Origin of the sequence: Streptomyces vilmorinianum, from assembly GCF_005517195.1 — a bacterium.
Lineage (GTDB): Bacteria > Actinomycetota > Actinomycetes > Streptomycetales > Streptomycetaceae > Streptomyces > Streptomyces vilmorinianum.
The window spans coordinates 6,801,946-6,820,621 of sequence record NZ_CP040244.1; the positions used below are offsets into that span (position 1 = coordinate 6,801,946).

An 18,676-nucleotide genomic window follows, 5' to 3' on the forward strand; every position below is an offset into this window, starting at 1 on the left:
GCAGGGTCACCCCGCTCACTTGGGCGTGACCACCTTGTAGTTCTTCGGCACCTGCGCGTCGGGGCGGCGCAGGTACATCGGCAGCGGGTCGAGGAACTCCGCGCCTTCCCTCAGCCGCTCCGCCGCCAGCGCGGCGAGCGCCCCGGCGGACTGGTGCTCGGGGTCACGGGCGTCCGGGAAGACCTCGGGGTACAGCCGCGCGCCCGCGCCGACGGCCGGGAGGCCCGCGACCTGCTCGGCGATCTCGGCGGGCCGGTCGACGGCCGGGTCGGTCACGCGCGTACGGGCGTTGTCGTACCGCGCCCAGTAGACCTCCTTGCGGCGCGCGTCCGTCGCGACGACGAACGGCTCCTCGATCCCGGAGGCGTACGCGAGCCCGTCCAGCGTGCACAGGCCGTGCACGGGCACGCCGAGCGCGGAGGCGAAGGTGGCGGCGGTGACCAGACCGACGCGCAGTCCGGTGTACGGCCCCGGTCCGACGCCGACCACGAGGCCGGTGACCGCGTCGAGCTTCAGCCCGGCCTCTTTCATGACCCGGTCGACGGCGGGCAGCAGCAGCTCCCCGTGGCGGCGTGCGTCGACCTGGCGCGACTCGGCGACGACGGAATCGCCGTCGTGGAGGGCGACGGTGACGGCGGGTGTGGCGGTATCCATGGCGAGCAAGAGCACGCAAACAGCCTACGGCTCCCGGGCGGGGCGGGCCGACGGGAGTCGGCCGGACGCCGGTCGGACGCCGGTCGGCCCCAGGAGGCGGCACGGCGCCCCGTGCGACCCGTCCGCGGCTGCTACCGTCACCACCGATACATACGTACGGGAGGTTGGCACGGTGGCAAGGAGCAGCTCGGGATTCGTGGCCGGGCTCACCGCGGCGGCACTCGCCGTGGTCGGTTTCCTCGCCTACCAGGCGTCGGCGAACGCGCCCGCCGACGTGTCGGCGAAGCCGAGGACACCGAGCACGGCCCCGTCGGCGGCCGCGACCGACACCCCGAAGAAGCCCGTGAAGGACCCCCTCGCCGTCCCGGCGGACTCGGGCAGCGGCGCGCGCGTCGTGTACGCGCTGGCGGAGCGCCGGGTGTGGCTGGTGAACGAGAAGAACCAGGCCACGCACACCTTCTCGGTGATGCCGAGCACGGTCCACCCGGTCCCGGGCGCCTACAGCGTGACCTCGCGCTCGGGCTCGGTCCGCGGCTCGGACGGCGTGCGGATCGAGCACGTGGTGCGGTTCACGAACGTGGACGACGTCGCGATCGGCTTCAGCGCGGCGGTCGACGGCACGCTCCCGAAGCCGGACCCGTCGCGGAAGACGGGCGGCATCCGGATGAAGCGGGCGGACGGCGACGCGATGTGGACGTTCGCGGTGATCGGCGCGAAGATCGTCGTCGTCGCCTGACCCACGGCCGGGCCGCGCCTGACCCACGGCCGGGTGTCGCCTGACCCACGGCCGGGCCGCGCCGTTCACCGCTCCTGAGCGCTCGTGAGCGTCACGCCGCCTCGCGGCGGAGCGGGTTGCCCAGCTCCTCGTCCGGCTCGGCCGTCGCCGGGTCGGAGGCCTGCGGGTCCGTTCTGCGCGGGGGTGTCGACACCGCGCTCGCCGCGGCACAGGACGCCAGCAGCTCACTCATCGAGATGCGCTCTTCCGCGCGCTCGCGCTCTGGCGTCGCCATGCCTGCCTCCCGTAGGTTAGGTACACCTAACCAGCCTCGTGCATCCATGTGACCACGGCTCGTAGGACCGATGCAACATCTTCCCGACACCTTGTCGGAACCTACGTACGTTCAGAGGAGCGCGAGGTTCTCGTCGGCCCATCGCGCCCCGATCGCGCGCAGCACGACCGTGCGCCGGTCGTCGTCCGTGTCGCCGACGACCCGGTGGATCAGTACGTGCAGCCGGTCGTCCGTCAGGTCCTCGACCTTGCCGTCGCCCCACTCCACGACGACGACCGACTCGGGCAGCGAGACGTCCAGGTCGAGGTCCTCCATCTCGTCGAGGCCGCCGCCGAGGCGGTACGCGTCGACGTGGACCAGGGCCGGGCCGCCCACCAGGGAGGGGTGGACGCGGGCGATGACGAAGGTCGGGGAGGTGACGGCGCCGCGCACGCCGAGGCCCTCGCCCAGGCCGCGGGTGAGCGTCGTCTTGCCGGCGCCGAGCTCGCCGGTGAGCATGACGAGGTCGCCGGGGCGGAGCAACTTGGCCAGGCGGCGGCCGATCTCCTGCATCTGCTCGGGGGAGTCGACGTCGAGCGTGGCTCCGGAGGCAGCGGTCAGCGGTTCTTCCATACAAGCAAACCTAACCGTTGCCCGAACCCGCCTTCGCCGCCTTCCCCGCCGTCGCCGGGACCGCCCCGACCCGGGCGAGGAGGTCCGCCAGCCGGTCCGTGACCGCCTCGGGATGCTCCAGCATCACCAGGTGCCCGCTGTCCGGCACGATGACCAGCTCCGCGTCCGGCAGCAGATCCGCGATGGCCTCGGTGTGCGAGCTGGGGGTCACCAGGTCCCGGTCACCGGCGAGCGCGAGCACCGGCAGCTCGCGGAAGGCCTGCAGCGCCGCCGACTTGTCGTGCTCGGCGAAGGCCGGATAGAACTCGGCGACGACGTCGATCGGGGTCGACTCGATCATCCGCTCCGCGAACCGCGCGACCGCCGGGTCCACGTCCCGCGACGAGAACGAGTACTTCTTGATCAGCCCGGCGAACAGGTCGGCCGTCGCCCGGCGCCCCCGCTCCACGAGCTCCGCCTGCGAACCGAGCGCCTTCAGCACCCCCGGCAGGACGCGCCGCACCGCGTTGACCCCGGCCGTCGGCAGCCCGTAGTTCACCTCTCCGAGGTTCCCCGTCGAGGTGCCGACGAACGCCACGCCGACGACCCGGTCCCGGACGAACTCGGGGTAGTGCGCGGCGAGCGCCATGATCGTCATGCCGCCCATCGAGTGCCCGACGAGGACCAGCGGCCCCTCGGGCGCCGCCGCGTCGATGACGGCCCTGAGGTCACGGCCGAGCTGGTCGATGGAGACGGGCACGCCCTCGGGACCCGACTGGGCGACCCCGCGGGCCGACCGTCCGTGGCTGCGCTGGTCCCAGTGCACGGTACGGACCAGGCCGCGCAGCGCCGCCCGCTGGAAGTGCCAGGAGTCCTGGCTCAGGCAGTAGCCGTGGCTGAAGACGACGGTGACGGGCGCGGGAGCCTTGCGGCCGAAGAGCCGCCGGCGACGCGGGGCCGGCGCGTCCGACTCGACCTCGTCGATCTCGTAGTACAGCTCGGTGCCGTCGTCGGCGAGCGCCCTGCCCGAGGTGCCGCGCAGGGAGCCGTACGGGCCGGAGGCGTCGAGGGCGAGCCGTGCCTTCTGCCGCATGCCGCGCCCGACGGTGAGCCGCTCGATGGCGACACCGGCCGCCGCACCGGCGGCGAGCACGCCTATCGCGGCGCCGGCGAACCCGGCACGCCGCCAGTTGTCGGTGCTGGACTCGCTCACTGCCGCTCCCGTGGCTCGTTACTCGTTACTCGTTCGTGTAGACGCGCGGGACGCGCGCGCCGATGCGGGTGACGATCTCGTACGCGATGGTGTCGGCGGCCACCGCCCAGTCCTCGGCGGTCGGCTCGCCCCGGTCGCCGGGGCCGAAGAGCAGCGCCTCGGCGCCGGGCTCGACGGCGTCGCCGCCCAGGTCGACGACGAACTGGTCCATGGCGACCCGGCCGGCCACCCGGCGGACCCGGTCGCCGACCAGGACGGGGCCGCGGCCCGAGGCGTGGCGCGGGATGCCGTCGGCGTACCCGAGCGGTACCAGGCCGAGGTGGGTCTCGTCCTCGGTGACGTAGTGGTGTCCGTAGCTGACGCCGTGCCCGGCCGGGACCTGCTTGACGAGTGCGATGCTCGCCGCCAGCGTCATCACCGGGCGCAGGCCGAAGTCGGCGGAGGTGCCGAGCTCGGGGCTTGGCGAGATGCCGTACATGGCGATGCCGGGCCGTACGAGGTCGAAGTGGGTCTCGGGCAGGGTGAGGGTGGCCGGCGAGTTGGCGATGTGCCGGACCTCGGGCTCGACGCCGGCCTTCTCGGCGTACTCCAGCATCGTGCGGAAGACGTCGAGCTGGGAGGCGATGGAGGGGTGTCCCGGCTCGTCGGCGCAGGCGAAGTGCGACCAGAGCCCGGTGATCTTCACCAGGCCTTCCTTCTCGGCCCTGAGGGCCTCGCCGACGAGCTCGGGCCAGTCGGCGGGCTGGCAGCCGTTGCGGCCGAGGCCGGTGTCGGCCTTGAGCTGGACGCGGGCGGCCCGCCCGGTCGACCGGGCGGCCTCGACGGCCTCCGCGAGGGCCCACATCCCGCTGACGGACATGTCGAGGCCGGCCTCGATGCCCTCGGCCCAGGGGTCACCGGGGGTCCAGAGCCAGCACAGGATCCGTGCGTCCGTGATCCCGGCCGCGCGCAGGGCGAGCGCCTCGTGCGGGGTGGCGGTGCCGAGCCAGGCGGCGCCCGCGTCGAGGGCGGCGCGGGCACACCGGACGGCGCCGTGTCCGTACGCGTCCGCCTTGACCACGGCCATCACCTGGGCGTGGGGCGCGACGCGGGCACGCAGCGTGCGGACGTTCGCACGCAGCGCACCGAGGTCGATCTCGGCGCGGGCTCTGCGGGGCGGCGGTGTCTCAGTCATCGCGCCCAGTCTCTCAGGTGTCAGCTCCCGGGCCGCTTTCCCCAGATGTAGACCCGGTCACCCTTGCGCAGGACGTCCCAGAGTTTCCGGGCGTGGTCGTAGCTGAGATTGACGCAGCCGCGGCTTCCGGTCGGCGTGGCGAGCTGGCCGTAGACGGCGTGGAAGGCCTGCCCGCCGTCGAAGAACTGGGCGTAGGGCATGGGGGTGTTGTAGAGGGTGGACCAGTGGTCCTTGTTGCGCCAGTAGATCTTCTTCCAGCCGGTGCGGGTGCGGTAGCCGGGGCGGCCGCTGCGGATGTTGACGGGTCCGAAGGTGACCTTCTTGTTCTTCTGCACCCACATCAGCTCGCGATCCAGGTCGACGCAGGCGACGGTGTACGTCTTGACCGGGCACTTTCCGGCGGCGTTGGGGTTCTTGCGGGCGGCGAGGAGCTCGGCGCGGGCCCAGGTGACGGGGCCGGCGTAGCCGTTGGCGGGCTTGATCTTCTCCTTGAGCTGGAAGGCACGGATGGCCTTGCAGTCGGCGGCCGACTGCTTGCCGTCGACGCGGAGCTTGAGGAGGCGCTCGACGAGGCGCTGGTGACTGCCGGTCGTGGCGGTGCAGGCGGCCCCGACGGCGCTGCGCGGCATGTACTCGACGAGCTCGTCGACGGTGGCCTCGGGCTCGGGGACGGGAGTCCCCTCGCCTTCCTGCGGGAGCGGCGGCAGGACCTGGTCGGGCGTGTCCATGGGGTACTCGGGCTCCGCGGCACCGGCCACGCCGGGGACGAGGACGTCGTCCGCGGGCACGGGCGGGGCGGGTTCGGAGAAGGCGGGCGAGAGGGGGAGGGAGGCGGCCACCACGAGAAGAAGGGTGGTGCCGCAGCGCGTTGTCCATCTGATCACCCGCCCAGCCAAACCGCGCGCCCGGACCTCCGCCCGCCCAACCCCACACCTGGTCCAACGGTTTCCCCCGACCGGGGCACGGGGCGACGCGAGGGCCCCCTACGACGAGGGCACCCCTACGACATCACGTCCCGCCACGCGTCCGGCAGCGCCGCCGCGACGTCTCCCGCCGCGATCGGCGCGCCCGCCGACGACCGGCGCGCCGCCAGGCCGTGGAGGTAGGCGGCCACCGAGCCCGCGTCCAGCGCGCGCAGGCCCGACGCCAGCAGGGACCCCGCGAGGCCCGACAGCACGTCCCCGCTGCCCGCCGTCGCCAGCCAGGACGTGCCCGTCGGGTTCACCCGGACCGGCCCGCGCCCCCCGGCCTCCGCCACCAGCGTCGTCGAGCCCTTGAGCAGCACCGTCGCCCCGTAACGCGCCGCCAGCTCCCGTACCGCCGCGAGCCGTTCCCTCTCCACCGACTCCCTCGCGACGCCCAGCAGCGCCGCCGCCTCCCCCGCGTGCGGGGTGAGCAGCGTGGGGGCCGTACGTCCGCGCACCACCGCCGCGTCCAGGTCCCGCAGTCCGTCGGCGTCCACCAGGACCGGTACGTCCGAGGCGAGGACGTCCGCGACCCCCGGCCCGTCGCCGAGCCCCGGCCCCACCACCCAGGCCTGTACGCGCCCCGCCTTCCCCGGCGGCCCCGCGTGCACCAGCGTCTCCGGGAACCGCGCGATCACCGCGTCCCCGGCCGGACCGACGTACCGCACCGCGCCCGCCCCGCCCCGCAGCGCCCCGGCCACCGCGAGCACCGCCGCGCCCGGATAGCGCGCCGAGCCGGCGACCACGCCGACGACCCCCCGCCGGTACTTGTCGCTCTCCGCGCCCGGCACGGGCAACATCCCTGCCACGTCCTCGTGTTGGAGCGCCTGGAGCTCCGGCACGGACGGCAGGTGATCCCCGAGGCCGATGTCCACGAGCCGCAGCGCCCCCGCGTACTCGCGCGCCGGATCGACGAGGAGACCCGGCTTGTACGTCCCGAACGTCACCGTCGCGTCCGCCCGCAGCGCCTCCCCCGTGACCTCGCCCGAGTCCGCGTCCACGCCGCTCGGCAGGTCGACGGCGACCACGACCGCGTCCGAGCCGCGCGCCGCCCGCGCGACCGGGACGGCGTCCGGCCGCAGACCGCCGCTCCCGCCGATGCCGGTGATCCCGTCCAGGACGAGGTCGGCGACGGCCAGCGCCTCGAACGGGTCGTCCGCCACCCGCCCGCCGGCCGCCAGCAGCGCCGCGAGCCCGCGCTCGTGGGCGCGCGGGCCGAGCAGGACGGCCGTCACGCCCGCCCCGCGCCGCGCGAGCCGCACGCCCGCGTAGAGGGCGTCGCCCCCGTTGTCCCCGCTGCCGACGAGGAGCACGACCCTCGCCCCGTACACATGGCCGCGCCCGAGGAGCGAGAAGCAGGCGGCGGCGAGCCCGGCCGCGGCCCGTTGCATGAGCGCGCCCTCGGGCAGCATCGCCATCAGTTCGGCCTCGGCGGCCCGTACGGTCTCCACGCGGTAAGCGGTACGCATGGTCCGCAGTCTGCCGCACGCCCCAAGCCGCCGCCCGGGGGCCGTACGGAGCAGGGCGGCCGGTGGTCCGGGGCACGGAGGCCGCCGCCGGACCGGCCGCCGACGACGGTCCTGCCGGTCCTGCCGGTCCTGCCGGTCGACTCCCGCGACGCACCGAGACCACCACCGCCCGCTGACCGCCCGGCGCTCTACCCCTCCGCGATCACCACCGCCGACGCCACCCCCGCGTCGTGGCTCAGCGAGACGTGCCAGTGGCGGACGCCCAGCTCGGCCGCCCGCGCCGCCACCGTGCCGCGTACGCGCAGCCGTGGCTGGCCGCTGTCCTCGACGTACACCTCGGCATCCGTCCAGTGCAGTCCGCCGGGCGCGCCGAGCGCCTTGGCCACCGCCTCCTTCGCGGCGAACCGCACCGCGAGGGAGGCGGTCCCGCGCCGCTCACCGCTCGGGAGCAGCAGCTCCCGCTCGATGAAGAGACGCTGAAGCAGCCCCGGCGTCCGTTCGATCGACGCGGCAAAGCGGTCGATCTCCGCCACGTCGATCCCCACCCCGATGATCATTCGCTCACTCCACGGTCACAGATTTCGCCAGGTTCCGCGGCTGGTCCACCTCGTTGCCGCGCGCCGTCGCGAGTTCGCACGCGAAGACCTGCAGCGGCACGGTGGAGACCAGCGGCTGGAGCAGCGTAGGCGTTACCGGGATGCGGATGAGATGGTCGGCGTACGGGGCGACGGCCTCGTCGCCCTCCTCCGCGATCACGATCGTCCGCGCCCCGCGCGCCCGGATCTCCTGGATGTTCGAGACGATCTTGTCGTGCAGGACGGACCGCCCGCGCGGCGACGGCACGACCACCACGACCGGCATGTCCTCCTCGATGAGCGCGATCGGCCCGTGCTTCAGCTCGCCCGCCGCGAAGCCCTCGGCGTGCATGTACGCCAGCTCCTTCAGCTTCAGCGCGCCCTCCAGGGCCACCGGGTAGCCGACGTGCCGGCCGAGGAACAGCACCGTGTTCTTGTCGGCGAGCGAACGGGCCAGCGCGCGTACCGGCTCCATCGTCTCCAGGACCCGCTCGACCTCGTCGGCGATCCGGGCGAGCTCCCCGATCACCGCGTGGATCTCGTCGCCCCACTTCGTCCCGCGCACCTGCCCCAGATACAGCGCCAGCAGATAGCAGGCCACGAGCTGCGTCAGGAAGGCCTTCGTGGACGCGACGGCGACCTCGGGCCCGGCGTGCGTGTACAGCACGGCGTCCGATTCCCTCGGGATCGTCGAACCGTTCGTGTTGCAGACGGCGAGCACCTTCGCGCCCTGCTCGCGCGCGTGCCGCAGCGCCATGAGGGTGTCCATCGTCTCGCCGGACTGCGAGATCGCGATGACGAGGGTCCGCTGGCCGAGGATCGGGTCGCGGTAGCGGAACTCGCTGGCCAGCTCCACCTCGCAGGGGATCCTGGCCCAGTGCTCGATGGCGTACTTCGCGATCATCCCGGCATGGAAGGCCGTGCCGCACGCGATGATGACGATCTTGTCGGCCTCGCGCAGGACGGCGTCGGGGATGCGCACCTCGTCGAGCCGCAGATGCCCCTCTGCGTCGATCCGGCCGAGAAGCGTATCGGCGACGGCCTTGGGCTGCTCGGCGATCTCCTTGAGCATGAAGTAGTCGTAGCCGCCCTTCTCGGCGGCCGAGGCGTCCCAGTCCACGTGGTACGCCCGTACGTCGGCGGGGGCGCCGGCGAAGTCGGTGACCTCGACGCCCTCCCGGGACAGCTCGACGACCTGGTCCTGCCCCAGCTCGATCGCGGACCGGGTGTGCGCGATGAAGGCGGCCACGTCCGAGGCGAGGAAGAACTCCCCCTCGCCGACACCCACCACCAGCGGCGAGTTCCGCCGGGCGCCGACCACGACATCAGGCTGGTCCGCGTGTACGGCGACCAGCGTGAACGCCCCGTCGAGCCGCCGGCACACGAGCCGCATCGACTCCGCCAGGTCGCCGCAGGAGGAGAACTGCTCGGCGAGCAGATGGGCCACGACCTCGGTGTCCGTCTCGGACGCCAGGTCGTGCCCACGCTCCTCCAGCTCGGCCCTGAGGGCGGCGAAGTTCTCGATGATCCCGTTGTGGACGACGGCCACGCGGCCCGCGTTGTCGAGATGCGGGTGCGCGTTGGCGTCGGTCGGCCCGCCGTGGGTGGCCCAGCGGGTGTGTCCGATACCGGTGGAGCCGCTCGGCAGCGGCCGGTCCACCAGCTCCTTCTCCAGGTTGACGAGCTTGCCCGCCTTCTTCGCCGCGGCCAGTCCCCCGTCGGAGAGCACCGCGACGCCGGCCGAGTCGTAGCCCCGGTACTCGAGCCGCTTGAGGCCCGCGATCACCACATCAAGCGCCGACTGCCCGCCGACGTAACCCACGATTCCGCACATGGCGGCAGCCTACGACCGAAGGCGCCCGTGGGACCGGACTCAGCCCAGCTTGGCGGCCTGCGCGTCGATGACGGCCTGGGGCAGCTCCTTGACCTTGCCGCCGAGGCTGAGGGTGGAGAGGGAGGCCAGCGTGTTGCCCTTACGGAAGGCCACCACGTTGGTGATGAACGGCTTGCCGTCCATGTCGGTGATGACGGTGAAGGCCACCGACTCCTCACCGGCGGTGACGCTCTCCGGAGTGACCTTGTGGATCGTCGTCTTCTCGCCGCCGCCGATCAGCGTGAAGCCGCCCGCGCACTCCGCACCGGCCTTCTTCAGCGAGGCGAACGCGTCGTGCGCCCCGCTCCCGTCGTACGAGCCGAGGGTGACAGCCGTCACCGGGGCGGCGAGCGCGCCCAGGGCCTCCTCGGGCGAGGCGGTGGCACCGCTCGTCTTCGGCACCTCGATGGCCTTGCGCTGCACGCTGGCGCCCGGCGTCCCGGTCGCGACGAACGACATGGCGTCGGCGAGCGGCTTGCAGCCGGGCTTGTCCGTGGTGACGTCACCGGACTTCACCACATCGGCGGGCTTGGCCTTCTGCACCTGGTGGCCCTTGAGATCGGCCTGCTCGACGATCAGCTTCTCCAGCTCGGCGACGGACAGCGCCTTCGCATCGGGCACGGCGGACGTGGCGGACGCGGACGCCTTGGGGGCGTCCTTCCCCTTGTCGCCGCTCTCCTCCTTCGCGCCGCTGCAGGCGGTGAGCAGCAGCGCGAGCGAGACGGCGGTGGCGGCGGCTGCCGCGGTTCCCTTGGACGTACGCATGGCGGTGTGACCTTCTGTCCTCTACTGCCGCACCTGGGCGGCGTCCCCCCGCGCGAAGTCCACAGCCCACGCGGGCAATCTGCATGATCACCCTAGAGCGGAGGTCCGACAACGGGTTTTCGCGTGACCGACCCCACCCCCCACAATCCCCCCGCACCCCCGACAATGGCGGGGTGATCACTTCGCCGCCACGAAGCCCCCACGGCAACGGCAGCCCCAAGGGCAACGGCAACGGCCAGCGCCGTGCCGAGGCCACGCCGTACGTCGACCTCACCCGGGCCGAGTGGAGCGCGCTGCGGGACAAGACGCCGCTGCCGCTCTCCGCCGACGAGGTCGAGCGGCTGCGCGGGCTCGGCGACGTCATCGACCTCGACGAGGTCCGGGACGTCTATCTGCCGCTGTCCCGGCTGCTCAATCTGTACGTCCAGGCCACCAGCGGCCTGCGGGGCGCGCTCAACACGTTCCTCGGGGAGCGGGGGGAGCAGCGCGGCACCCCCTTCGTCATAGGCGTCGCCGGCTCCGTCGCCGTCGGCAAGTCCACCGTGGCCCGTCTCCTCCAGGCGCTGCTCGCCCGCTGGCCGGAGCACCCGCGCGTGGAGCTCGTCACCACCGACGGCTTCCTCTACCCGATGGAGGAGCTGAAGGCGCGCGGTCTGACGTCCCGCAAGGGCTTCCCGGAGTCGTACGACCGTCGCGCGCTGACCCGGTTCGTCGCCGACATCAAGGCCGGCAAGGACGAGGTCACCGCCCCGGTCTACTCCCACCTGATCTACGACATCGTGCCCGGCGAGCGGCTCGTCGTGCGCCGCCCCGACATCCTGATCGTCGAGGGGCTCAACGTCCTGCAGCCGGCGCTGCCCGGCAAGGACGGCCGCACGCGGGTCGGGCTCGCCGACTACTTCGACTTCTCGGTGTACGTGGACGCCCGGCCCGAGGACATCGAGCGCTGGTACCTCAACCGCTTCCGCAAGCTGCGCGAGACGGCGTTCCAGAACCCGTTCTCGTACTTCCAGCGCTACACGCAGGTCTCCGAGGAGGAGGCCCTGGAGTACGCCCGCACGATGTGGCGGACCATCAACAAGCCGAACCTGCTGGAGAATGTGGCCCCGACCCGCGGCCGCGCGACCCTCGTCGTGCGCAAGGGTCCCGACCACAAGGTCCAGCGCCTCTCCCTGCGCAAACTCTGAGTCGGAGGAGCCCCGACCGTGCTGCACATGCGCCTGATCGTCCCGGCCGATCGCACGGACGAGGTCGTCCGTGCGATCAGGACGACGGTGGGGACGACGCATCTGGCCGTCCTGGCGGGCGCCGCGCGCGAGCCGGCCGGCGATCTCGTCCTGTGCGACGTGGCGCGCGAGGCGGCCGAGGGACTCATCGGCGACCTGCGGGCGATGGGGATCGACCACCTCGGTTCGATCGCCGTCGAGAACATCGAGCTGTCGCTCTCCGAGAGCGCCGAGAAGGCCGAGAAGAGGGCGCCGGGCGACGCCGCGGACGCGGTGCTGTGGGAGCAGTTGGAGGAGGCGACCCAGGAGGAGTCGACGCTCAGCGTCACGTACGTCGCGTTCCTGTCGGTCGCGCTGATGCTCGCCGCGTGCGGTGTGATGCTCGACAACGCGGTTCTCGTCGTGGGCGCGATGGCGGTGGGACCGGAGTTCGGCCCGCTGGCCGGCATCTCCACGGCCCTGGTGCAGCGGGCACCTCACCTGGTGCTGCGCTCGCTGGCGGCCCTGCTCGTGGGCTTCGCCGCGGCGATGGCCCTGACGGCCGGGTTCACCTGGTTCATGGACGTGCTCGGGCTCTTCGACCGCGACATGATCGAGGCGGACCGCCCGAACACTGCCTTCATCTTCGACCCGGACTGGATGTCCTTCGTCGTCGGCCTCCTGGCCGGCATCGCGGGGACCCTCTCGCTGACCTCGTCGAAGTCGGGCGCGCTGATCGGCGTGGCGATCTCGGTGACGACGGTCCCGGCCGCGGCGAACGCGGCGGCGGCCTTCGCGTACACGGACTACGGCCAATTCTGGGGTTCGACCGAGCAGTTGCTGACGAACCTCGGCGCGATCGTGCTCTCGGGGACGCTCACGCTCCTGGCCCAGAAGTTCTTCTGGGCCAGGAGCCGCGCCCGCGCCTGACCGACTGCCCGGCAGGCCGCCTGACGGACCGCCTGGCCGACCGTCAGCCCAGGGCCGACTTCACCACGTCCGCGAGACGGCCGGCCACGGACCGCGCCTGCTCGATGTCGGCGGCCTCGACCATCACCCGTACGAGCGGCTCCGTGCCCGAGGGGCGCAGCAGCACCCGGCCGGTGGAGCCCAGTTCGCGCTCGGCTTCGGTCACGGCCGCCGCCAGCTCGCCGGAGGTCTTCACCCGGGACTTGTCGACGTCGGGCACGTTGATGAGGACCTGCGGCAGCCGCTCCATCACGGAGGCCAGCTCCGCGAGCGACCGGCCGGTGGCCGCGACGCGGGCCGCCAGCATCAGGCCGGTCAGCGTGCCGTCGCCAGTGGTGGCGTGGTCGAGCACGATCACGTGCCCGGACTGCTCGCCGCCCAGCGCGTAGCCGTGCTCCTTCATCGACTCCAGGACGTACCGGTCGCCGACCGCCGTCTGGACCAGGTTCAGCCCCTCGCGCTCCATGGCGAGCTTGAAGCCGAGGTTGGACATCACGGTCGCGACGACGGTGTCGCCGCGCAGCGTCCCGGCCTCGCGCATGGCGAGCGCCAGCACGGCGAGGATCTGGTCGCCGTCGACCTCGTTGCCCGCGCCGTCCACGGCCAGGCAGCGGTCCGCGTCGCCGTCGTGGGCGATGCCGAAGTCCGCGCCGTGCTCGACGACCGCGGCCTTCAGGAGCCCCAGGTGGGTGGAGCCGCAGCCGTCGTTGATGTTGAGGCCGTCCGGCTCGGCGCCGATGGTGACGACCTGGGCACCGGCCCGGGAGAACGCCTCGGGCGACACGTGCGAGGCGGCACCGTGCGCCTCGTCGAGGACGACCTTCAGTCCGTCGAGCCGGTTCGGCAGGACGGCGATGAGGTGGGCGACGTACTTGTCGAAGCCCTCGTCGTAGTCACGGACCCGGCCGACACCGGCGCCGGTCGGCCGCTCCCACGGGGCACCGGTGCGGTGCTCCTCGTAGACGGACTCGATCCGGTCCTCGAGATCGTCGGCGAGCTTGTGGCCGCCGCGGGCGAAGAACTTGATGCCGTTGTCGGGCATCGCGTTGTGGCTGGCGGAGAGCATCACACCGAGGTCGGCGCCGAGCGCTCCGGTGAGATAGGCCACAGCCGGGGTGGGCAGCACGCCGACGCGCAGCACGTCCACGCCCGCGCTCGCGAGGCCCGCCACGACGGCGGCCTCCAGGAACTCTCCCGACGCACGCGGGTCACGCCCGACCACCGCGGTCGGCCGATGGCCCTCAAAGGTCCCCGCCTCGGCGAGCACATGCGCCGCCGCGACCGACAGGCCGAGCGCGAGCTCCGCCGTCAGATCCGCGTTGGCAACACCGCGTACACCGTCCGTGCCGAAGAGTCGTCCCACAGCTGTCCTCCGAAACTGCTCCGTAAATGCGATCCCCTGAGCGCCTGATGCCCGTTTTCACGCCAAAGCTGCCCAGAAAGGCCTCAGGGGGAGGAAAAGACGTACGCCCCGGCAGCACGGGCAGTGCCGCCGGGGCGTACGTGCAAAGCAGGTCGAGCAGGCGATTAGCGCTTGCTGTACTGCGGGGCCTTGCGGGCCTTCTTGAGACCGGCCTTCTTGCGCTCGACCGCACGGTCGTCGCGGGAGAGGAAGCCGGCCTTCTTCAGCGGACCGCGGTTGTTCTCCACGTCCGCCTCGTTCAGCGCGCGGGCCACGCCGAGGCGCAGGGCGCCGGCCTGACCCGAGACGCCGCCACCCGAGATGCGGGCGATGACGTCGTAGCGGTTGTCGAGCTCGAGCACCTTGAAGGGCTCGTTGACTTCCTGCTGGTGCACCTTGTTCGGGAAGTAGTCCTCGAGGGTGCGACCGTTGATCTTCCACTTGCCGGTGCCCGGAACGATCCGGACGCGGGCGATGGCGTTCTTGCGACGGCCCAGGCCGGCGGCCGGCTGCGGCTCGCCGAAGCGGGAAGCCAGGGACTCCGAGGTGTACTCACCCTCGACGGGGACCTCGGACTCGAAGGTGGTGACCTCGGCGTAGGTCTCCTCGCCCTCGATGGGGCTCTCAACAGTGGTCTCGGCCACGATTCTCCTCAGATTTCTTTCGTTCTTAGGGGGTGTGGCCGGAACTACTGCGCGACCTGGGTGATCTCGAACGGGACCGGCTGCTGGGCAGCGTGCGGGTGGTTCTCGCCCGCGTAGACCTTCAGCTTCGAGAGCATCTGACGGCCCAGGGAGTTCTTGGGGATCATGCCCTTGATGGCCTTCTCGACGGCCTTCTCGGGGTTCTTGTCCAGAAGCTCGTCGTAGCGGACGGAGCGCAGACCACCCGGGTAACCGGAGTGGCGGTACGCCATCTTCTGGGTCTTCTTGTTGCCGGACAGGTGCACCTTGTCAGCGTTGATGATGATGACAAAGTCGCCCATGTCCATGTGGGGGGCGTAGACGGGCTTGTGCTTGCCTCGCAGGAGGTTCGCGGCCGTGGTCGCCAGACGGCCCAGGACAACGTCCTGCGCGTCGATGATGTGCCACTGGCGAGTGACATCGCCGGGCTTGGGGCTGTACGTACGCACTTCGTAGCCTTCGCTTCTTCAGTGGATGGAGTCCAGACACACCTGAAGCGATCATGCAGCTGGGGCCTGCACTGCCGGGAACACTGCCCGTATGCGAGCCACTGGTAACTGCTCCAGGGAACTTACGTAAGGGCCCTTCGCACGAGAACGACGAGGCCAATACGCATAACAAACCGCAACAGTACCCGCGCCGCCCCCGACGGGTCAAAACGCCGCGAGACACCAGGTCAGCGCACCCGATCCACCCGGCGCTCGTCCCAGACCGGCTCGCTCGTCTCCCGTACGACCCCGTCGGAGCCGAAGACCAGATACCGGTCGAAGGTCTTCGCGAACCACCGGTCGTGCGTGACCGCCAGGACCGTGCCCTCGTACGACTCCAGGCCGTCCTGCAGCGCCTCCGCCGACTCCAGGTCCAGGTTGTCCGTCGGCTCGTCGAGCAGCAGCGCCGTCGTGCCCGACAGCTCCAGGAGCAGGATCTGGAAACGGGCCTGCTGGCCGCCGGAGAGCTTCTCGAAGGCCTGGTCGCCCTGCCCCTCCAGCTCGTACCGCCGCAGCACCGACATCGCCCCGCCCCGGTCCTTGGCGTGCTCCGACCACAGGATGTCCACGAGGGAACGCCCCCGCAGCTCCGGATGGGCGTGGGTCTGGGCGAAGTGGCCCGGGACGACCCGCGCCCCCAGCTTCCACAGCCCCGTGTGCGCCACCGACGGGTCCCCCGCGAGCAGCCGCAGGAAGTGCGACTTCCCCGAGCCGTTCGAACCGAGGACGGCGACCCGCTCCCCGTAGAAGATCTCCAGCGAGAACGGCTTCATCAGTCCGGTCAGCTCAAGGTTCTCGCAGGTCACCGCCCGGACCCCGGTCCGACCGCCGCGCAGCCGCATCCGGATGTCCTGCTCGCGCGGCGGCTCCGGCGGCGGGCCGGCCTCCTCGAACTTCTTCAGCCGCGTCTGCGCCGCCGCGTACCGGGACGCCATCTCATGGCTCACCGCCGCCGCCTGCCGCAGGTTGATCACCAGCTTCTTCAGCTGCGCGTGCTTCTCCTCCCAGCGCCGCTTCAGCTCCTCGAAGCGCGCGAACCGCTCCCGCCGCGCCTCGTGGAAGGTCTCGAAGCCACCGCCGTGCACCCAGACGTCCGACCCGGCGGGCCCCGGCTCGACCGCGATGATCTTCTCCGCGGCCCGGGCGAGCAGCTCCCGGTCGTGGGAGATGAAGAGCACGGTCTTACGGGTCTCCCGCAGCCGCTCCTCCAGCCACCGCTTGCCGGGGACGTCCAGGTAGTTGTCCGGCTCGTCGAGCAGCAGCACCTCGTCGGTGCCCCGCAGCAGCGACTCCAGGACCAGACGCTTCTGCTCGCCCCCGCTGAGCGTGCGCACCTCCCGGAACTGCGCCTTCTCGTACGGGACGCCCAGCGCCGCCATCGTGCACATGTCCCAGACGGTCTCGGCCTCGTACCCCTGGACCTCCGCCCAGTCGCTGAGCGCCTGGGCGTACGCCATCTGGGCGGCCTCGTCGTCGACCGTCATGATCAGGTGCTCGGCCTCGTCGACCGCCTTCGCCGCCTCGCGGATACGGGGCTGGGCGACCGAGACGAGCAGGTCACGCACCGTACGGTCGTCCCGCACCGAGCCGACGAACTGCGGCATCACGCCCAGGCCGCCGCTCACGGTGACCGTGCCGCCGTGCGGCTGCAGCTCGCCGGAGATCATCCGCAGCAGCGTCGTCTTCCCGGCGCCGTTGGCCCCGACCAGGGCCACGACCGCGCCCTCCCCGACCCGGAAGGAGGCGTCCGCGAGCAGGACCCTCCCGTCGGGAAGGTAGTACTCCAGATGCGCCGCTTCGACATGTCCCATGAGGTGCATTGTCACCGGCGACATCGCCGTCCCCCAACCGGTTTAGGATGCGCGGCATGAGCTTTGGGGGACCGCAGTGGCCACAGGAGCCGCAGCAGCCGGGTCAGCAGCCATACGGACAGCAGCCGTACGGACAGCAGCCGTACGGACAGCAGCCGGCGTATCAGCAGCCCGGCCCGTTCCCGGGCGCGGAGGGGACGCACACACCCGACTGGGGCGCCCTCGCCGACGCGTCCGCGGCCGGCCGGCGCCGTAAGCGCTGGCTGATGATCGGCGGCGGCGTGCTCGCGACCCTCGCGGTCGGCGCGATCGTCGCCACCGCGGTGGTGAACAGCAACAACACCACCACGAACGGGAAGAACGACACGGTCACCCCCACCGACTCCGCCTCCCCCACCGGCTCCCCCACGCCGGGACCGTCGTTCTCCTCCGTGGCGCCGCCTCCCCCGCCCAACCCCAAGGACTTCATCTCGAACGAGAAGAAGGACAAGGCCCCGCTGAGCGCCGAGGGCCTCTTCCCGGGCAAGAAGCTCACCATGAGCGGCCGCGTCTACACGAAGGGCGCGACCTCCTCCACCACCGCGTGCGCGAGCGTCACCCAGGGCGCCCTCGGCTCGGTCCTGCAGAAGAACGGCTGCGACCGCGTGATCCGCGCCACGTACGTGAAGGACGGGGTCGCCATCACCGTCGGCGTGGCCGTCTTCTCCACCGAGGCGGAGGCGCTGAAGGCGAAGAACCAGGCCAGCGGCGGCATCGCCCCGCTGACCGGCGCCGGCGTCGGCGACTTCTGCCACGCCACGGTCTGCCTGCGGCGCGCGAACTCGATCGGCCGGTACGCCTACTTCACCCAGGCCGGCTTCACCAACGGCAAGAAGGTGACCACGGCCGACAAGGGCGTCTTCCAGGCCAGCGACGACCTGGGTACCTTCGCCTTCAACCAGATCTACGCCCGGGGCCGCACCCAGGCCTCAGCAGCAGCCGGCGCTCCCGGGGAGTGACCGCTTGTTCCTGGCCTCCCGGTTGCGGGCGGCCAGGAGCTCGTCGGCCGGGTAGCCGACCTCTTCGAGGGTGAGCCCGTGCGGCCGTACGACATGCACGGCGGAGTCCCGTACGCCCGCGGCCAGGACCTTCGCCGGCCAGTCGACCGGCCGGTGCCCGTCGCCCACGAACAGCAGCGCGCCGACCAGCGAGCGGACCATGTTGTGGCAGAAGGCGTCCGCCTTCACGGTCGCTTCGAGGACGCCGCCGGGCCGCCGCTCCCAGCGCAGCTCCTGGAGCGTACGGATGGTGGTCGCGCCCTCGCGCTTCTTGCAGTACGCGGCGAAGTCGTGCTCGCCCACCAGGCGCTCGGCGGCGGCGTTCATGGCGTCCATGTCGAGGGCCCAGTCGTGCCACAGGACATGCCCGCGCAGCAGCGGGTCGACGCCGCCGGGGTTGTCGGTGACGCGGTAGGCGTAACGGCGCCAGATGGCCGAGAAACGGGCGTTGAAGCCACTGGGGGCCTCGGTCAGGCGCCAGACCCGCACATCGTGCGCGAGCCGCCCTGCGAGCCGCCTGAGCAGCTTGTCGCGGTGCTCGGCCCACAGCTCGACGGGCAGATCGACGTGCGCGACCTGTCCACGGGCGTGCACACCGGCGTCGGTGCGGCCGGCGACGGTCAGCTCGTACGTCTCCTTGGACCGGGTCACGGTCTTCAGGGCGTCCTCGATGTCACCCTGGACGGTCCGCTGCCCGCGGGCCTGCTTGGCCCAGCCGGAGAAGTCCTTGCCGTCGTACGAAAGGTCGAGCCGGATCCGTACGAAACCGGGCTGCACGTCGTCGCTCACGCG

The 18,676-nt window shown here is 71.9% G+C and carries 19 protein-coding genes; 4 read left to right on the plus strand and 15 right to left on the minus strand.

Annotation, left to right across the window (positions count from 1 at the left end; translation table 11 throughout):
- Positions 1-15: 15 nt before the first annotated feature.
- Positions 16-669, minus strand: coding sequence for a tRNA (adenosine(37)-N6)-threonylcarbamoyltransferase complex dimerization subunit type 1 TsaB (gene tsaB / locus FDM97_RS31460; RefSeq protein ID WP_137993909.1), 654 nt, complete (start codon positions 667-669; stop codon positions 16-18).
- A 157-nt stretch (positions 670-826) separates the two neighbouring features.
- Between tsaB and FDM97_RS31465 the strand changes: the two genes are divergently transcribed.
- Positions 827-1,390 (plus strand): hypothetical protein, encoded by a 564-nt coding sequence (locus FDM97_RS31465; protein WP_175439301.1) that lies wholly within the window; start codon positions 827-829, stop codon positions 1,388-1,390.
- 91 nt (positions 1,391-1,481) lie between these two features.
- Here FDM97_RS31465 and FDM97_RS31470 read toward each other — a convergent pair whose 3' ends face one another.
- From FDM97_RS31470 to FDM97_RS31510, 9 genes are all read right to left on the minus strand, one after another.
- The gene (locus FDM97_RS31470; protein ID WP_137993910.1) at positions 1,482-1,664 is read right to left on the minus strand and encodes a hypothetical protein; all 183 of its coding nucleotides are present in this window, start codon (positions 1,662-1,664) and stop codon (positions 1,482-1,484) included.
- A gap of 111 nt (positions 1,665-1,775) precedes the next feature.
- Positions 1,776-2,276, minus strand: a complete 501-nt coding sequence (gene tsaE / locus FDM97_RS31475; RefSeq protein WP_137993911.1) for a tRNA (adenosine(37)-N6)-threonylcarbamoyltransferase complex ATPase subunit type 1 TsaE — start codon at positions 2,274-2,276, stop codon at positions 1,776-1,778.
- A 10-nt stretch (positions 2,277-2,286) separates the two neighbouring features.
- Positions 2,287-3,468, minus strand: a complete 1,182-nt coding sequence (locus tag FDM97_RS31480) for an alpha/beta fold hydrolase (protein WP_137993912.1) — start codon at positions 3,466-3,468, stop codon at positions 2,287-2,289.
- Between the two features lie 25 nt (positions 3,469-3,493).
- Entirely contained in the window at positions 3,494-4,642 is a 1,149-nt protein-coding gene (gene alr, locus FDM97_RS31485; protein ID WP_137993913.1) for an alanine racemase, read from the minus strand.
- Positions 4,643-4,662: 20 nt separating this feature from the next.
- Positions 4,663-5,526, minus strand: a complete 864-nt coding sequence (locus FDM97_RS31490) for a L,D-transpeptidase family protein (protein WP_254705817.1) — start codon at positions 5,524-5,526, stop codon at positions 4,663-4,665.
- Positions 5,527-5,642: 116 nt separating this feature from the next.
- Entirely contained in the window at positions 5,643-7,076 is a 1,434-nt protein-coding gene (locus tag FDM97_RS31495) for an NAD(P)H-hydrate dehydratase (protein ID WP_137993914.1), read from the minus strand.
- A 188-nt stretch (positions 7,077-7,264) separates the two neighbouring features.
- Positions 7,265-7,633, minus strand: a complete 369-nt coding sequence (locus FDM97_RS31500) for a holo-ACP synthase (protein WP_137993915.1) — start codon at positions 7,631-7,633, stop codon at positions 7,265-7,267.
- A gap of 4 nt (positions 7,634-7,637) precedes the next feature.
- Positions 7,638-9,485, minus strand: a complete 1,848-nt coding sequence (gene glmS / locus FDM97_RS31505; protein ID WP_137993916.1) for a glutamine--fructose-6-phosphate transaminase (isomerizing) — start codon at positions 9,483-9,485, stop codon at positions 7,638-7,640.
- A 39-nt stretch (positions 9,486-9,524) separates the two neighbouring features.
- Positions 9,525-10,289, minus strand: coding sequence for a hypothetical protein (locus tag FDM97_RS31510; RefSeq protein ID WP_137993917.1), 765 nt, complete (start codon positions 10,287-10,289; stop codon positions 9,525-9,527).
- Positions 10,290-10,462: 173 nt separating this feature from the next.
- Between FDM97_RS31510 and coaA the strand changes: the two genes are divergently transcribed.
- Positions 10,463-11,476 carry a type I pantothenate kinase gene (gene coaA / locus FDM97_RS31515; protein WP_137993918.1) on the plus strand — a complete coding sequence of 338 codons (1,014 nt, stop codon included), beginning with the start codon at positions 10,463-10,465 and terminating at the stop codon, positions 11,474-11,476.
- Positions 11,477-11,494: 18 nt separating this feature from the next.
- Positions 11,495-12,424 (plus strand): DUF389 domain-containing protein, encoded by a 930-nt coding sequence (locus FDM97_RS31520; protein WP_137993919.1) that lies wholly within the window; start codon positions 11,495-11,497, stop codon positions 12,422-12,424.
- Positions 12,425-12,467: 43 nt separating this feature from the next.
- On the opposite strand, the gene glmM is transcribed toward FDM97_RS31520, so the two are convergent.
- From glmM to FDM97_RS31540, 4 genes are all read right to left on the minus strand, one after another.
- Entirely contained in the window at positions 12,468-13,826 is a 1,359-nt protein-coding gene (gene glmM / locus FDM97_RS31525; RefSeq protein WP_137993920.1) for a phosphoglucosamine mutase, read from the minus strand.
- Between the two features lie 164 nt (positions 13,827-13,990).
- Positions 13,991-14,509, minus strand: coding sequence for a 30S ribosomal protein S9 (rpsI, locus tag FDM97_RS31530; protein ID WP_137993921.1), 519 nt, complete (start codon positions 14,507-14,509; stop codon positions 13,991-13,993).
- Positions 14,510-14,553: 44 nt separating this feature from the next.
- Positions 14,554-14,997, minus strand: coding sequence for a 50S ribosomal protein L13 (gene rplM / locus FDM97_RS31535; RefSeq protein ID WP_031076703.1), 444 nt, complete (start codon positions 14,995-14,997; stop codon positions 14,554-14,556).
- A 227-nt stretch (positions 14,998-15,224) separates the two neighbouring features.
- Positions 15,225-16,847 (minus strand): ABC-F family ATP-binding cassette domain-containing protein, encoded by a 1,623-nt coding sequence (locus FDM97_RS31540; RefSeq protein WP_175439302.1) that lies wholly within the window; start codon positions 16,845-16,847, stop codon positions 15,225-15,227.
- 56 nt (positions 16,848-16,903) lie between these two features.
- On the opposite strand from FDM97_RS31540, the gene FDM97_RS31545 reads away from it, so the two are divergent.
- The gene (locus tag FDM97_RS31545; protein ID WP_137993922.1) at positions 16,904-17,845 is read left to right on the plus strand and encodes a hypothetical protein; all 942 of its coding nucleotides are present in this window, start codon (positions 16,904-16,906) and stop codon (positions 17,843-17,845) included.
- Here the strand turns inward: FDM97_RS31545 and truA are convergent.
- Entirely contained in the window at positions 17,816-18,673 is an 858-nt protein-coding gene (gene truA, locus FDM97_RS31550) for a tRNA pseudouridine(38-40) synthase TruA (protein WP_137993923.1), read from the minus strand. The genes FDM97_RS31545 and truA overlap by 30 nt on opposite strands.
- Positions 18,674-18,676: the final 3 nt, after the last annotated feature.